Raw genomic sequence first — 15207 nt, forward strand, 5'->3', positions numbered from 1 at the left:
CATGAAGTTCGGAATCTTCTCCATGCCGGAGCACGTCCCGTGGGAGAACTGGACGCTGTCCTACGACCTGGACCTCGAGAAGATCCAGACGGCCGAGCTGCTCGGCTTCGACGAGTTCTGGATCGGCGAGCACCACGCCGGCGGGTACGAGAACGTCCCCGTGCCCGACTACTACATCGCGAAGGCCTCGGCCCTCACGTCACGGATCAAGCTGGGCACCGGCACGATCAACCTGCCGTACCACGACCCCTTCCTGGTCGCGGAGCGCCTGGCCTTCCTCGACCACCTGACGCACGGGCGGCTCATCGCCGGCTTCGGCGGCGGCGGCCTGCCGTTCGACCAGGCGCTGTTCGGCACGGCGGACACGGCGGCGGAGCGCTTCGAGGAGGCGCTGCCGGTCGTCGCGCAGCTGCTCGACGCGGTCGAGCCCTTCTCGCACGACGGCGAGTTCTGGCAGTTCAAGGACCGTGAGCTGCAGGTCCGCCCGCTGCAGGACCCGCTGCCCATCGCGGTCGCCGGTCTGCGCTCGCCGGGAAAGTACGAGCTGTGCGGCCGCAACGGCTACGGCGCCATGAGCATGTACTACGTCCGCCCCGACGGCCCCACCGACGGGCCGCTGACCCTGCGCACCCAGGGAGAGGCCATCGACCGGGGCGCGAAGGAGGCCGGCCGCGACCCGCTCGAGGCCCGCCGCGACTGGCGGATCCTGCGTGAGGTCTACGTCGCCGACAGCAAGAAGGCCGCGATCGAGGAGCTGCGCGAGGCCGCCCGGCGCTCGTACGACTACATCATCGGGCTCGGCGCCGGCGCACTGCTGAAGGCCGACCCGACCGAGTCCGACGACGTCCTGACCCTCGAGTACCTCGTCGAGAACCTGCCGATGATCGTCGGTTCGCCGGAGGACTGCATCCGCCAGATCCAGGAGCTGCGCGAGCAGGTCGGCTCCTTCGGGACCCTGGTGCTCAACGACCGGAACTGGGTCACCGCCGACAAGTGGCGCCGCTCCAACGAGCTCTTCATGCGCTACGTCGCGCCGGCGTTCCGGCGTTCGGAGGAGCAGGTGCGTCGCCGTCGGCTCGTCGACGGCGTGATGGAGGGCAGCGAGATCTGGCCCCCGAGCTGGTGGACCGACCGCCCGGTCGTCGCCGACGCGGACTGAGGCCGTCATGCGGGTCATCGAGATCACCGAGGACCGGGGGCTGGCCCCCGCGGACCGCGACGCGCCCCGGACCGGGGGGACCGACGTGGCCGTGGACGTCGCGTTCTGCGGGGTGTGCGGCAGCGACCTCCACATGCTCGAGGACCCGTCCTTCCCGACGCGTTCCGTCCTGGGCCACGAGCTCTCGGGCGTGGTCCGGGCGGTCGGCCCGCAGGTCACCGCGGTGAGCGTGGGGGACGCCGTCGCGGTCCTCCCCTACGAGAGCTGCGGGACGTGCCGCAGCTGCACCACCGGCCGCGAGAACCTGTGCGCCTCGGGCGGACACCTCGGCAGCGTCATCGGCGTCCAGCGACCGGGGGGCCTGGCGTCGACGGTCGTCGCCGACGAGACGTCCGTCGTGCCGCTGCCGGCCGGTGCGACCCTCGAGCAGGGAGCGCTCGCCGAACCCGTCGCGGTCGCCTGCCGGGCGGCCGGCAAGGTGGCCGGGGACCTCGACGACCTCGTGGTGGTCGTCGGCGCCGGCCCCATCGGGGTCCTGGTGGCCCTCGTGCTGCGGGCCCAGGGGCGGCGGAACGTCCACGTGCTCGAGGTGAACGGGGGACGCCGCGACCGCGCCGCGTCGCTGGGACTGCCCGTGCTGGAGCCCGAGGAGGGCACGGACGCCGCCCTCCGGGAGCGGGACGTCGCCACCTTCGTCGACTGCACGGGCTCGCCCGGGGCCGTCGCGCTGCAGCTGGGCGCCGTGCGCCGCGGCGGGCGCGTCGTCCTGGTCGGCCTCGGCCCTCCGGTGCAGCTCGACGCGGAGAGCGCCATCCTCCGCGAGGTCGAGATCGTCGGATCGGCCGGCTACTCCCGCCGCGACTTCCAGACCGCCGTCCAGCTGCTCGCCTCCGGTGCCGTTCCGGCGGACGAGCTCATCACCCGCATCGCCCCGGTCGCCGAGGCAGCGAGCGTCTTCGCCGACCTCCGCGACCCGGCGACCCCCCACATCAAGGTCCTGCTGCGGCACGACCACCGAGGAGGCACGACCAATGACTGAAGCCGGATCGAGCGCGTCGAGGTTCGACGTCGTCGTGGTGGGCGCGGGCCTCGCCGGCCTCTACGCGCTGCACCGACTGCGCGGCCGCGGCCTGGCCGTGCAGGTCGTGGAGGCGGCCCCCGACATCGGGGGCACCTGGTACTGGAACGCCTACCCCGGCGCCCGCTGCGACGTCGAGAGCATGGACTACTCCTACTCGTTCTCGCCGGAGCTGGACCAGGAGTGGACGTGGAGCGAGCTCTACCCGGCCCAGCCGGAGATCCTCTCCTACATCCACCACGTGGCCGAGCGGTTCGACCTGCGTCGCGACGTGCGGTTGTCGACGACCGTGAGCGCCGCGACCTACGACGAGGAGCGGGCCCGGTGGAGCGTCGTCCTCGAGACGGGCGAGACCCTGGACGCGCAGTACGTCGTGTTCGCGACGGGCAGCCTGTCCGCGCCGCTCGACCCGCCCTTCGAGGGCTTCGAGACCTTCGGCGGCGAGTGGTACCAGACCTCGCGCTGGCCCCACGAGGAGGTGTCGTTCGACGGCCGTCGCGTCGTGGTCATCGGCACCGGGTCCAGCGGGGTGCAGTCCATCCCCGTCATCGCGGAGACCGCCGCCGCCGTCACCGTGCTGCAGCGCACCCCCAACTTCAGCATCCCGGCGCGCAACCGGCCGCTGGACGCCGAGGAGGTCGCGCGCCGCAAGGCCGTCTACCCGGCCCACCGCCAGGCCCAGCGGGACTCGCCCAGCGGAGTCACCGTCGACGTGAACCCGCGCAGCGCGCACACGTACGGCGCCGAGGAGGCGCAGGACGAGATGCGTCGGCGCTGGGAGTTCGGTGGCGCCCCCATCTTCAACGTCGCCTTCGTCGACACGATGACGGACGTCGCCGCCAACACGCTGCTGGCGGACTTCGTCCGTGACCGGATCCGCGAGAAGGTCTCGGACCCGGCGACCGCGGAGCTGCTGATCCCCACGGACCACCCGATCGCGGCCAAGCGGCTCTGCTGCGACACGAACTACTTCGAGACCTACAACGCGGAGCACGTCGAGCTGGTGGACGTGCGGAGCAACCCGATCCGACGGGTGGTCCGCGACGGCGTCGAGCTCAGCGACGGCACGGTGCACCAGGCGGACACGATCGTCTACGCCGTGGGGTACGACGCGCTCTCCGGCGCGCTGGGTCGCATCGACATCCGCGGCACGGGCGGGCGACGCCTCGCGGACGAGTGGCGCGACGCCGGCGGTCCCTCCACCTACCTCGGGCTCGCCGTCCACGGCTTCCCGAACATGTTCACCGTGACCGGGCCCGGCAGCCCCTCCGTCCTGGCCGTCATGATCGTGGCGATCGAGCAGCACGTCGAGTGGATCGACGACTGCCTCGCCCACCTCGCCGAGCACGGGCTGGGTGTCATCGAGGCGACGGAGGTCGCGCAGAAGGAGTGGACGGACCGCGTCGAGGAGGTCATCCAGGGCACGGTCTTCCCGCTCGCCACGAACTCCTACTACGGCGGCGCCAACGTGCCGGGCAAGTGGCGCCGCATCCCCCTCTGGGCGGGTGGGCAGAAGGCGTACCGCGACATCTGCGCGGACGTCGCACGGCGCGGCTACGAGGGGTTCGCCCTGCGCGCCGCGCCCAGCCCGCTCCGCGAGGAGGTGCGGGGATGACCCCGGTGATGAACGAGACGGCGCCGGAGACGGTCACCGACGCGGGGTTCCGCGCGGCGATGGGGCGGTTCGCCTCCGGCGTGACCGTGGTGACGACGCGGACCCCGGACGGGGACCTGGCTGCGACCGTCAGCGCGTTCTCGTCCCTGTCGAACGACCCGCCCAGCGTCCTCGTCTGCCTGAACCGGAGCTCGGAGACCTGTCGCGCGATCCAGGAGACCGGGAGCTTCACGGTCAACGTCCTGGCGCGTTCGCAGATCGACGTCGCGCTCCGTCTGGCGGGCAAGGGACGCGGCAAGCTCGACGGGATCGAGGTCGAGCGCTCGGTCCACCTCGGCCACGCGGTGCTGCCCGGCAACCACGCCGTCGTCGAGTGCGGCGTCACCCAGGCCGTGCCCTCCGGGACGCACCTCGTGCTCCTCGCGGACGTCCTGTCCATCCGGCTCGGCCGACGCACGACCCCGCTGGCCTACCACGCCGGCGCCTTCGGTCGGTTCGCCGAGGAGCGCGGCGCGAAGGGCCGCGTCGTCCTGCCGGACTTCCACAGCCACGAGAGCGACCTGTGGTGAGCGCGGGACGTCCCCGGACGGGGGAGGCGACGTGCGCATCGTGATCGACCACGCCCAGGTGCCCCCGCGCACGGAACTCGTGGACCCGGAGGACTTCTCTGCGTTCAGTGTTCGGATTAGTGTTCCGCATCACACGTGGGTGGATCGCGACGTCCTGGTCGAGCTGGCCGGAGAGGTGGTCGATCGAGCCTGGTTGGACCGCCTCGACGGGATGATCGCGTACGCCGAGCGGCACGGATGGGTCGACGACAGCGGTCGGGTGCGGGCACACCTCGAGGTCGCGACGGAAGCCACGGCACAGACCGACTCGGACGCGGGCTGACCGAAGGAGATTGGTCGGTGCGGAATGAGTAGCGCGTTGGTGAAGAGGGTGCTGCGCACGGACGACCGCGAGGTCGCGGAGTCGACGGTGTCGAGCACCTACGAGCCGAGCCACATCGAGGTCGGCTCACGTCAGTCGTTCGAGTTCACGCTCGACGCCGCGCAGCTGACCCACGTCGTCGCGGGTCGGCTGCACGTCCGCAAGCCGAGCCGCCTGTACGGCACGGAGCCGTCGGGGCAGTACCACGTGGCGCTGCCGCTGACGGGCGGCGTGGTGTGCGCCGGCGCCGCGGAGCAACCGATGACGGTGGCTCCCGGCCGGGCCTCCGTGTGGGGCCCGGGCCAGGTGCCCGACACCCACTGGGCGGCGGGCACGACGCTGATGTGCTTCATGGTGCCGCCGGACGTCGTGGCTGCGGAGGCCAAGGCGCTCCTGGGCCGCGACATCCTGACGCCGGTCGTGTTCGAGCCCAAGATGGACCTGACCTCCCCGGGAGGCCGCAGCTGGTGGCGGCTCGTCAACCTGCTGGCGGGGGAGCTGGAGGCCGACTCGGGCCTGATCCAGGAGACCGTCACCCGGCACCACTTCGAACGCCTCCTGGTCGAGGGCCTGCTGCTGGCCCACCGGCACTCGCTGAGCGACGTCATGGAACAGCGCTCGCGCAGCTCGACGGTGCAGGGCGTGGCCCGGGCGATCGAGCTGGTCGAGGAGGACCCCGCGGCTCCGTGGTCGGCCCTCTCGCTGGCGAACCGCGTGCACCTCAGCGTGCGCTCGCTGCAGGAGGGCTTCCGGCGGGAGCTCGACACCTCGCCCATGAGCCACGTGCGCGACGTGCGCCTGCGTCGGGTCTTCGACGACCTGAACGCCGCGCCGCCCGGTCCGACCGTCAACCAGATCGCCCAGCGCTGGGGCTTCCTGCACATGGGGCGTTTCGCCGACCACTACCGCCGGCAGTACGGCGAGCTCCCGTCGGTGACGCGGCGCCGTGCCCTCGGGGGCGCCTGACCCGCCACCCGGCTCCCGCCACCCGGCTCCGTCGACGACGGCGCCCGCGCCGCACCCGGCGCGGGCGCCGTTCGCACGTCCGCGGACCGGGCGGCGAGGCGATAGCCGGAAAGCGCGGAGACGCGGCAGGAGCGGCGCCACACGGCGGTTTCCGCGCCGCGGGTTCGCCGAAAAGCGCGGAGAGGCCCGAGTTCGCTTTACATCCCTGATCAGCGATCGCTTACTTCGTGAGACGCAGATCACAGCCGGCCGCGGGTTCCGGGACCCACCGCCGCCTTCACCGAGGAGCAACGTCGTGTCCCCCATCTCCCCCCGCACCAGGGCCGCCGCAGTGGCCGCCTCCACCGTGCTCGCCGCGAGCGTGCTCGCAGCGTGCAGCGCCGGCTCGGACGCGGCCGGTCCGCCCGCCTCGCAGGAGCAGCTCGACGCCGCCTCGGCCGCCGTCGAGCCCTACCGCGCCGCACCGACCTCCATCGGCGCGGACACCCCGGTCAGCGCACCGCCGAGCGGTCGCAGGACGATCGCGTTCCTCAGCTGCAACGTCGAGGTCTGCATCAAGTCGCAGGAGGCCGGGGTCGCCGCGGCGGAGGCCATCGGGTGGGAGGGTCTGGCCATCCCGTTCGACGGCACCCCGGAGGACGTCCTCGCCAAGGTGCGGTACGCCATCGAGCAGGGCGTCGACGGCATCGCGATCAACGGCGTCCCGAGCGCCACCTTCGAGGCCGCCTACGGCGAGGCCGAGGCGGCCGGCATCCCGATCGTCCTGGGCGCGAGCCCGGACGAGGCCGAGGGTCCCATCATCGCCGTGCAGGACGGCATCCCGGAGTTCACGACGGTCGGCGAGGTCCTGGGCAACTACATCATCTCGGACAGCGGCGGCGACGCGAACGTGCTCCTGTTCGAGATGGCGAACTTCCCCATCGGGCAGCAGATCATCGCCACCGCCGCGGAGACGATCGAGGAGGAGTGCTCCTCCTGCAGCGCCGAGGTCGTCACGACGCAGGTCTCGGACATCGGCACCAACATGCCCAGCATCGTCGTCAGCGAGGTCCAGCGGAACGCGGACGTCAACTACGTGGCGTTCGCCGACTCCGTGATGACCGGGGGAGTGCCCGCGGCCCTGCGTGAGGCAGGGGTGGCGGAACAGGTCCGCGTCGTGGGGGCGAACGCCTCCTCGGGCTCGCTGGAGAACGTGCGCAACGGCACCGAGCACGGGTACGTGCAGTTCTCGGTGACCTACTTCAACTGGCAGGCCGTCGACGCCTTCGTGCGCCACTTCAACGGCGACCCCCAGATCGAGCGGTGGGAGATGCCGCTGCGCCTCGTCACGGCGGACACCGTCGAGGGCCAGTCCGAGGACGAGCTGCTGTTCGACCTCCCGGCCGACATGTCGGAGCAGTTCCTCGCGCTCTGGCAGGTCGACTGAGTGCCGCGCCGGACCACGACCGAGAACACAAGGAGCACCGAACGATGACCGTCGTCGACACCCCGGCGGCCGAGGGCCGCGCGGCCGGACCCGCGCCGGCGCCCCGGCGCCCGGCCCGGTTCCTCAGCCTCAGCAACGTCAGCCTGCTCTTCATCTGGGCCGTCCTGATCCTCGTCTTCGGCATCCTCGTGCCGGACACGTTCCTCACCGTCAACACGTTCCGCACCGTGCTCGCCGGCCAGGCGATCACCGCGATCATGGCGCTCGCGCTGCTGATGCCGATCGCGGCCGCGCAGTTCGACCTGTCCATCGCCGGTTCGATGGGCATGGGGATCGTGCTGGTCGCGACCTTCCTCTCGAAGCTCGAGACGGGCGTGGTCACCGCCATGGTGCTGACGCTGCTCGTCGGGGTGGCGATCGGCCTCGTCAACGCCTTCGTCGTGGTGAGGCTCAAGGTGAACTCGTTCATCGCGACGCTGGGCTCGGGGTCGATCCTCATCGCCGGGATCCAGTGGGTGACGGGCGGCCAGCAGATCGTCACCGGCATCCCCGAGGGCTTCACCGACCTGGGTCGCCACGAGGTCCTCTCCATCCCGCTCTCGGTGGTCTACATGTTCCTCATCGCCGCAGCGATGTGGTACGTCCTCGAGCTGCGGCAGACCGGTCGCTACCTCTACGCCGCCGGCTCCAACAAGGAGGCCGCGCGGCTGGCAGGCGTCCGGGTCGACCGTCTGACCACGATCGCCCTCGTGGTGTCGGCGGTCATCGCGACCGTCGCCGGGATCGTGTTCGTGATGCGGATCGGCTCGGCCTCCCTCGATGCCGGCACGCCCTACCTGCTGCCCGCCTTCGCGGCCGCCTTCCTGGGCGCCACGCAGTTCCGCCAGGGCAACGTCAACGTGCTCGGCACGCTGGTGGCCGTGTACGTCCTGGCCACGGGGGTCAAGGGGGTGCAGCTGATCGGCGCTCCGTTCTGGGTGGACGACCTGTTCAACGGGGCGGCGTTGATCATCGCCGTCGCCCTGGCCGTCCGCTCCGGCCAGCAGAAGTCGCTGGTCTGATGGGGACCGGGACGGCCCGACCGCTGCTGCGGATCGAGAACCTGAGCAAGTCCTTCGCCGGCACCAAGGCGCTCGACGACGTCGCCTTCGAGGTGCGCGCGGGGGAGGTGATGGGCCTCGTCGGCCAGAACGGGTCCGGCAAGTCGACCCTGATCAAGGTGCTGGCCGGCTACCACCAGCCCGACGACGGGGCGAGGGCCTGGCTCGACGACGCCCCGTTCGCCCTCGGCGACGGGCCCACCGCCGCGGAGGTCGGCCTCAGGTTCGTGCACCAGGACCTCGGCCTGGTGCCGTCGCTCGGCGCGCTCGACAACCTCGCCCTGGGACGGGGGTACCGCCGCTCGCGGCTGGGGTCGATCTCCTGGCGGGCCGAGGCGGAGGCGGGCAGGGAGCTGCTCGGTCGGCTCGGGTACGACTTCGACCTGACCAGGCCCGTGGCCCAGCTGCGGGCTTCCGAGCGGACCGGGATCGCCATCGCCCGGGCCGTCGGGGGGTACGAGGACGGCGCGCGGGTGCTGGTCCTCGACGAGCCGACGGCGTCCCTGCCCGCGGCCGAGGCCGAGCGCCTCTTCCGCGTCGTGAGGTCCGTCAACGAGGCCGGGGTGGCGGTCGTCTACGTGTCGCACCGCTTCCCCGAGATCCTCGGCCTGTGCGACCGCGTCACGGTGCTGAAGGACGGGGGGCTCGTGGCGACGCGCGACGTCGCCACGCTGACGGAGCCCGCGCTGGTGCGCCTGACCATCGGGCGGGACCTGGAGATGCCGGGCAGCCACACCGCGAGCGACGTGTCGAGCCCGGAACCGGGCGACGGCGTGCTCGAGCTGCGCGGGCTCGCGGGCGCCGGTCTGGAACCGCTCGACCTCGAGGTCGGTCGCGGGCAGATCGTCGGGGTGGCGGGCGTGACGGGGTCCGGGCGGGAGTCGGTCGGCCGCCTCGTCTTCGGTGCCCTGGAGCGGACGGGGGAGGTCCGGGTGGCAGGGCGCCCGCTCGGGCGTACGGACCCGGTCGTCTCGCTGGCCGCGGGCATGGCGTACGTGCCCGCCGACCGGCTCGCGAACGCCGCCTTCGTGGACATGACCCTGCGGGAGAACCTCACCATCGCGCGGTTGCGGGACGTCTACGGACCGCTGGGCCTGCGGCGCTCGCGCGAGCGGGACCAGACCTCGCGGTGGTTGGCCGACCTCGAGGTCAAGCCGCGCGACCCGGAGGCCCGGCTCGCGAACCTCAGCGGCGGCAACCAGCAGAAGGTGGTGCTGGCGCGGGCGCTGCGCCTCGAGCCCGACGTGATCGTCCTCGACGAACCGACGCAGGGCGTCGACGTGGGTGCCAAGCAGACGATCCACGACATCGTCCGGCGGGCCGCCGCCGACGGGGCGGGGGTCCTGGTCGTGGCGACCGAGTCGGAGGAGCTGATCGCCCTGTGCGACCGGGTCGCCGTGCTCGTCGCGGGGCGCTGCATCGGGGTGTTCGACACGAGCACCATGTCGCCCGACGACCTGACCGAGCTCACCATGGGCACGGCCGTCCTCGGGGCCGGACCCGACGGTGCTCCCCGGCTGGCGGCCGCGCCGTGACCCGGTCCGCGCTCGTCACCGGCGCAGGCTCGGGCATCGGTCGTGCCGTGGCGGTCGCAGCGGCCGCACGCGGGTTCGCCGTCGTCGCGACGGACGTCGACGGGGCGTCCCTCGCGGCGCTCCGCGACCTGGCGGTGGCTCGCGGGTGGGCGATCCAGGTCCTGGCCGCGGACGTCACCGTGGCCGCCGAGGTCGCCGCAGCCGTCGACCTCGTCGTGGAGCGCCACGGACGGCTCGACCTGCTGGTCAACAACGCCGCCGTCGAGGCGACGGGCCTGGCGTGGCAGACGTCCGAGGAGCAGTGGCGCCGGCTGCTCGACGTCAACGTCCTCGGGGTCGTGAACGGGCTGAGCGCAGCGGTGCCGCGCATGCTCGACCAGCCCGGTCCTGCGGGCACGATCGTCAACGTGGCGTCGCTCGCGGCCGTCGCCTCCGGGCCCGCGCGCCAGGCCGCGTACAACGCCAGCAAGCACGCGGTCCTCGCCCTGACCGAGTGCCTGCGCCTGGACCTGGACGAGGTCGGGTCCCGGATCGGGGTGCACGTGGTGCTCCCCGGGCCGGTCGACACCGCGATCTTCGACACCGCCTCCGCGGCGGACCCCGAGGCGGACGAGTACCGCGAGGTGCTGAGGAGGTACGTCCGGGACGAGGGGTTGTCGGCCGACGACGCGGCCGAGGCCATCTTCGAGGGCGTGGAGGAGGGGCGCTTCTGGATCACGACCCACCCGGCGATGTTCACGGCCTTCGCCGAACGCCGCGCTGCGCTGCTCACCACCCGGCAGCGTCCGGTCGCACGTCCCCTGGACGCCGGGCCGGGGCCGGCGGACGGCGAGGCGTCGAGCTCGTGAGGACCCGGTACGACGCGCCCGTTGACCGCGGCGAGGACGGCTGGTGCAGCCTGGACCTCGCCGCCCGGGTCGCGGGGTGCAGCCCCGCGACCGTCCGCCGCCTCCGCGACCTGGGCACGTCACCGCTGGTCTCGCGGGCGCCCAACGGGTGCCACCCGACCATCTCGACGGCCTCAGCGCTGGCCTTCGCGGTCTGGTACCGGGACGGCCGCGTCGCCGACCGGCCGGCCCCGGGCGCCGGGTAGGCGCCGGGTGGCCGTCCGAGCGGCTACCCGGCGCGCACCGAGCGCACAAGGGCGACCACGTCGCCCGCGATGCCGCGCGCCACGGGCAGCCGCGTGAGCCGGATCAGCCGGTCGACGACCGGCACGACGCCGTGGATCAGGGTGCGGGTGCGCGCCTGGTCGGGCGAGGAGTCGTACACCCAGAACAGCACGACCCCCATCTGCAGCAGCCACAGCAGCTCGGGCAGGTCCTCGCGCAGCGCCGGAGGCACCCGCAGGTCGGCGCCCGCGAGCACCTCGCGGTGGATGGCCACCGTGGCCTCCCGCGCGGCGGCCGACTCGGGCGAGAACGGCGAGAGCGGGCTGCGCGGGTCGGCCGCGTTGCGGAAGAAGGTGGTCGCGAAGTCGTGGTACGGCGCCGCGACGTCGACCCAGCGCTCCAGGACCCCGGCCAGCCTCGCCGAGAACGCCGGCTCCTCGGCGAGCACGATCGTCACGGCCTCGAGGTGCTCGGCGGAGAGCTGGTCGTAGAAGCCCTGGACGAGGTGCTCCTTGGAGGCGAAGTAGTAGTACGCGTTGCCCAGGGACACCCCGGCCGCGTCGGCGACGGCGCGCATCGTGGTCGCGTCGTACCCGCCCTCGCGGAAGAGCCGGCGCGCGGCGGCGACGATCGTGGCGCGCGTGGCCTCGGCCTTGGCGGTGCGGCGGGGCGGTGGGGGCACCGGGTCAGGGTAGCCAGCGCGCCGGGCGGCTCAGTCGAAGAGCGACGTGCAGGCCGTGCCGTCCGAGGCCGGGTGGACCCGGCACGGAGGGGAAAACGCGGACCGGGCGGAAGAGAACGCGGACGGAGCGGGCCCGGACGGCCGGCGGGGTCCGCGTTCTCTCGTCGGTCGTCCGCGTTTTCTTCGCGGGGGAGGGGGCGAGATTGAGGGGGCAGGCCGCCCGCCGGCCCGCCCCTCACCCCAGCGAGCGGTCCAGGTTGGTCGCGGCGCTGATCAGCGACAGGTGGGTGAAGGCCTGCGGGAAGTTGCCCAGCTGCTCGCCCGTCAGGCCGACCTGCTCGGCGAAGAGGCCGACGTGGTTGCCGTAGGTCAGCATCTTCTCGAAGGCGAGGCGCGCGTCGTCGAGCCGACCGGCGCGGGTGAGCGCCTCGACGTACCAGAACGAGCACATCGAGAACGTGCCCTCCTCGCCGTCCAGCCCGTCGGTGGAGCCGTCGGCGCCGGGGTCGTAGCGGAACACCAGCGAGTCGGTGACGAGGTGGTCCTCGACGGCCTCGAGCGTGCCGAGGAACCGCGGGTCGCCGGGCGCGCAGAACTTCACGAGCGGCATCAGCAGCAGGCCGGCGTCGAGCACGTCGGAGCCCTCGGTCTGGGTGAAGGAGCCGAGCTCCTCGTTCCACCCCTCCTCGATGATCCGGCCGTAGATCTCGTCGCGCACGTGGCCCCAGGCCGCGATGTCGCCGGGCAGGCCGCGCTTGCGGGCCACCCGGATCATCCGCTCGACGGCGACCCAGCACATCAGGCGCGAGGTGGTGTGCGGGCGCGGGTCCTCGCGGATCTCCCACATGCCGTGGTCGTCGCGGTCCCAGTTCTCCAGCACCCACTCCAGGACGGTGACGAGGTCGCACCAGCCGTCGTGGCTGATCCCCGAGCCGTACTTGTCGAACAGGTAGACCGAGTCGATCAGCTCGCCGTAGATGTCGAGCTGCAGCTGCTCGACCGCCGCGTTGCCGACCCGCACCGGTCGGGAGTCGCGGTGGCCGCTGAGGTGGTCGAGCGAGTGCTCCTCGGTCGGCACCTCGCCGTCGATCGTGTAGAGGACCCGCAGGGGGCCGAGGGCCTCGTACGCCGGGTCCTCGGGGTCCGCCTCGCCGATGCGCCGCGAGAGCCAGTGCACGAAGGCGGCCGCCTCGTCGGTGAAGCCGAGGCGCAGCAGGCCGTAGAGGGTGAAGGCGGCGTCCCGGATCCACACGTAGCGGTAGTCCCAGTTGCGCTCGCCGCCGATCTCCTCCGGCAGGCTCGTGGTCGGCGAGGCGATCACCGCGCCGGTCGGCTCGTGGCACATCAGCTTGAGGGTGATCGCGGAGCGTTCGACGGTGCCGCGCCAGCGTCCGGCGTACGTCGAGCGCTCCAGCCAGCCGCGCCAGTACGCCGTCGTGGCGTCCAGCAGGTCGTCGGTGTCGTCGACGACGTCGGGTGACGGCTGGGTGCCCTTCTCCAGGACCTCGAGCACGAACAGCGCCGACTCCCCGTCGTGCAGCGTGACCTCGGCGCCGACCAGCCCGCCGTCGACGACCAGGTCGTGGGTGGAGGTCAGCACGAGGTCGACGTGGCCGTCGGGCAGCAGCACGCCGCCGTCGAGCTCCTCGGGCTCCGCCTCCGTGCGGCCGTAGTCGTGGCGTGCGTCGACGACGGTGCGGAACGGGACGGTGCCGCGGACCGCGGACACCCGGCGTACCAGGCGCTGGCGGTGCTCCTCGTCGTGCGCCTTCAGCACGGGCATGAAGTCCTGCACCTCGATCACGCCGTCGGGGGTGAGGAAGCGGGTGACGAGGACGGCGGTGTCGGGCAGGTAGTACTGCTGCGTGCGCGTCACCTCGCCGGTGGGGGCGAGGCGCCACGCCCCGCCGTGCTCCTCGTCGAGGATCGCGGCGAACACGCTGGGGGCGTCGAAGCGCTGCGGGCAGAACCAGTCGATCGTGCCGTCGGTCGAGACCAGGGCCGCGGAGCGCAGGTCCCCGATGATCCCGTGCGCGGCGATGTCGGGCGCGTCGCCCGCCGTGCGCGACTCAACCACCGAGCCGCCAGCCGCCCGGCGCGAGGTCGAGCGCGGCCTGCGGACCCCAGGAGCCCTGGGCGTACGCCTGCACCTGCGGCGGCGAGTCCAGCACGGGCTGGCAGACCTCCCAGAGCCGCTCGACCTCGTCGGAGCGGGTGAAGAGGGTCTGCTCGCCGCGGAGCACGTCGAGCAGGAGCCGCTCGTAGGCCTCGAGCGGGAAGACGTCGTCGCCGTTGCCGCGGACCTCGAGGGCCATCGTCGCCATCGTGATGTCGAAGGCGGGTCCCGGGCGCTTGGCGCGCACGTCGACCTGGATCTGCGGCTCGTCGGTCAGCTCGAGGACCAGCTCGTTGCCGCAGGACGGCTCCTCGAACATGTCGGAGGCGGGATCGCGGAAGCGCAGCGTGATCGTGCGCCGGCCCTCGGCCAGCGCCTTGCCGGTGCGCAGCAGGAAGGGCACGCCCTCCCAGCGGTCGTTGTCCACGAAGACCTCGGCCGCGACGAACGTCTCGACGTCCGAGTCGTCGTCCACGTCGTCCTCGTCGCGGTAGCCCTCGTACTGCCCGAACACCACGCGCTCGGGGTCCAGGGGGCGCAGGTCGCGGAACAGCGCGGCCTTGGTGTCGCGCACCGCCTGCGCCGTGAACGAGCCCGGGTCCTCCATCGCCACGAAGCCGAGCAGCTGGCACAGGTGGGTCGAGATCATGTCGCGCAGGCACCCGGTGGACTCGTAGAACGACGCCCGGCCCTCGATGGTGAGGCTCTCGGGCACGTCGATCTGCACCGAGGCGATGGAGCGGCGGTCCCAGGCCGGCTCGAACAACCCGTTGGCGAAGCGCAGCGCGAGGATGTTCTGCACCGCCTCCTTGCCCAGGAAGTGGTCGATGCGGAAGACCTGCTCCTCGTCGACGGCGTCCAGCAGCGCGGCGTCGAGCTCCTCGGCGGTGGCGAGGTCGAGACCGAACGGCTTCTCGACCACGAGCCGGGCCCGCTCGACGAGCTCCTCGCGCTGGAGCATGCCGATCATGTCGGTCATCGCCGACGGCGGGACGGAGAGGTAGACGAGCCGGCGCACCTCGTCGACCGCCACCCCGGCCTCGTCGGCGACCTCCTCCTCGGCCTTGCCCACGGCGGCCGCGAGGTCGGCGCCGTCGTCGGCCGAGGACGTCTGGAAGGTCAGTCGCTCGAGCAGCGGCTCGATCGCCTCGCGCTCGTCGTCGTCGGCGGCCTCGGTCAGCCCCTCGCGGACCTGCTCGCGGAACTCGTCGTCGCTGCCCGGCGAGTGCCGCCCCGAGCCGATCACGCGGTAGCCCTCGGGCAGCCAGCCCGACGCGGCGAGCCGCAGCAGGGCGGGGAACAGCTTGCGCTTGGCGAGGTCGCCGGTGGCGCCGAACAGGACGACCACGTGGGGCGGGGGCGTGGGCGAGGACGACGGGGAGCTGGGCTCGGTCATGAGAACAGCGTGCTCGGTGCCGCCAAAGCGCGACGACCCTCACAGCGCGCGCGGAGTAAGGCTGTACTAAGTTAGGCATGCCTGCCCTCATG

14 protein-coding genes are annotated in these 15207 nt (G+C 72.5%); 11 read left to right on the forward strand and 3 right to left on the reverse strand.

What is annotated here, in order from left to right:
• Position 1 precedes the first annotated feature (1 nt).
• From RDV89_RS09495 to RDV89_RS09545, 11 genes are all read left to right on the forward strand, one after another.
• The gene (locus tag RDV89_RS09495) at positions 2-1159 is read left to right on the forward strand and encodes an LLM class flavin-dependent oxidoreductase (RefSeq protein ID WP_315732769.1); all 1158 of its coding nucleotides are present in this window, start codon (positions 2-4) and stop codon (positions 1157-1159) included.
• A gap of 7 nt (positions 1160-1166) precedes the next feature.
• The gene (locus RDV89_RS09500) at positions 1167-2198 is read left to right on the forward strand and encodes a zinc-dependent alcohol dehydrogenase (protein WP_315732770.1); all 1032 of its coding nucleotides are present in this window, start codon (positions 1167-1169) and stop codon (positions 2196-2198) included.
• Positions 2191-3852 carry a flavin-containing monooxygenase gene (locus tag RDV89_RS09505; RefSeq protein WP_315732771.1) on the forward strand — a complete coding sequence of 554 codons (1662 nt, stop codon included), beginning with the start codon at positions 2191-2193 and terminating at the stop codon, positions 3850-3852. The genes RDV89_RS09500 and RDV89_RS09505 overlap by 8 nt, the downstream gene beginning before the upstream one ends.
• The gene (locus RDV89_RS09510) at positions 3849-4421 is read left to right on the forward strand and encodes a flavin reductase family protein (RefSeq protein WP_315732772.1); all 573 of its coding nucleotides are present in this window, start codon (positions 3849-3851) and stop codon (positions 4419-4421) included. Before RDV89_RS09505 ends, RDV89_RS09510 begins: the two co-directional genes overlap by 4 nt.
• A 31-nt stretch (positions 4422-4452) precedes the next feature.
• Positions 4453-4743 (forward strand): hypothetical protein, encoded by a 291-nt coding sequence (locus RDV89_RS09515; protein ID WP_315732774.1) that lies wholly within the window; start codon positions 4453-4455, stop codon positions 4741-4743.
• A 39-nt stretch (positions 4744-4782) separates the two neighbouring features.
• Positions 4783-5748 carry an AraC family transcriptional regulator gene (locus RDV89_RS09520; protein ID WP_315733189.1) on the forward strand — a complete coding sequence of 322 codons (966 nt, stop codon included), beginning with the start codon at positions 4783-4785 and terminating at the stop codon, positions 5746-5748.
• A gap of 295 nt (positions 5749-6043) precedes the next feature.
• Positions 6044-7174, forward strand: coding sequence for a sugar ABC transporter substrate-binding protein (locus RDV89_RS09525; RefSeq protein WP_315732775.1), 1131 nt, complete (start codon positions 6044-6046; stop codon positions 7172-7174).
• Between the two features lie 44 nt (positions 7175-7218).
• Positions 7219-8235 carry an ABC transporter permease gene (locus RDV89_RS09530; protein ID WP_315732776.1) on the forward strand — a complete coding sequence of 339 codons (1017 nt, stop codon included), beginning with the start codon at positions 7219-7221 and terminating at the stop codon, positions 8233-8235.
• Complete coding sequence (locus RDV89_RS09535; RefSeq protein WP_315732778.1) at positions 8235-9809, forward strand: sugar ABC transporter ATP-binding protein; 1575 nt, start codon at positions 8235-8237, stop codon at positions 9807-9809. Before RDV89_RS09530 ends, RDV89_RS09535 begins: the two co-directional genes overlap by 1 nt.
• Complete coding sequence (locus tag RDV89_RS09540) at positions 9806-10657, forward strand: SDR family NAD(P)-dependent oxidoreductase (protein WP_315732779.1); 852 nt, start codon at positions 9806-9808, stop codon at positions 10655-10657. The genes RDV89_RS09535 and RDV89_RS09540 overlap by 4 nt, the downstream gene beginning before the upstream one ends.
• Positions 10654-10902 carry a hypothetical protein gene (locus RDV89_RS09545; RefSeq protein WP_315732781.1) on the forward strand — a complete coding sequence of 83 codons (249 nt, stop codon included), beginning with the start codon at positions 10654-10656 and terminating at the stop codon, positions 10900-10902. The genes RDV89_RS09540 and RDV89_RS09545 overlap by 4 nt, the downstream gene beginning before the upstream one ends.
• Before the next feature lie 23 nt (positions 10903-10925).
• Here RDV89_RS09545 and RDV89_RS09550 read toward each other — a convergent pair whose 3' ends face one another.
• The 3 genes from RDV89_RS09550 to zwf form a co-directional block, all read right to left on the reverse strand.
• The gene (locus RDV89_RS09550) at positions 10926-11603 is read right to left on the reverse strand and encodes a TetR/AcrR family transcriptional regulator (protein ID WP_315732782.1); all 678 of its coding nucleotides are present in this window, start codon (positions 11601-11603) and stop codon (positions 10926-10928) included.
• 235 nt (positions 11604-11838) lie between these two features.
• Positions 11839-13680: a glycoside hydrolase family 15 protein gene (locus RDV89_RS09555; protein WP_315732783.1), complete on the reverse strand. Its 1842-nt coding sequence runs from the start codon at positions 13678-13680 to the stop codon at positions 11839-11841.
• Complete coding sequence (gene zwf / locus RDV89_RS09560; protein WP_315732784.1) at positions 13673-15115, reverse strand: glucose-6-phosphate dehydrogenase; 1443 nt, start codon at positions 15113-15115, stop codon at positions 13673-13675. Before zwf ends, RDV89_RS09555 begins: the two co-directional genes overlap by 8 nt.
• Between the last annotated feature and the right edge of the window lie 92 nt (positions 15116-15207).

The organism is Nocardioides imazamoxiresistens, assembly GCF_032378595.1.
GTDB classification, from domain to species: domain Bacteria; phylum Actinomycetota; class Actinomycetes; order Propionibacteriales; family Nocardioidaceae; genus Nocardioides; species Nocardioides imazamoxiresistens.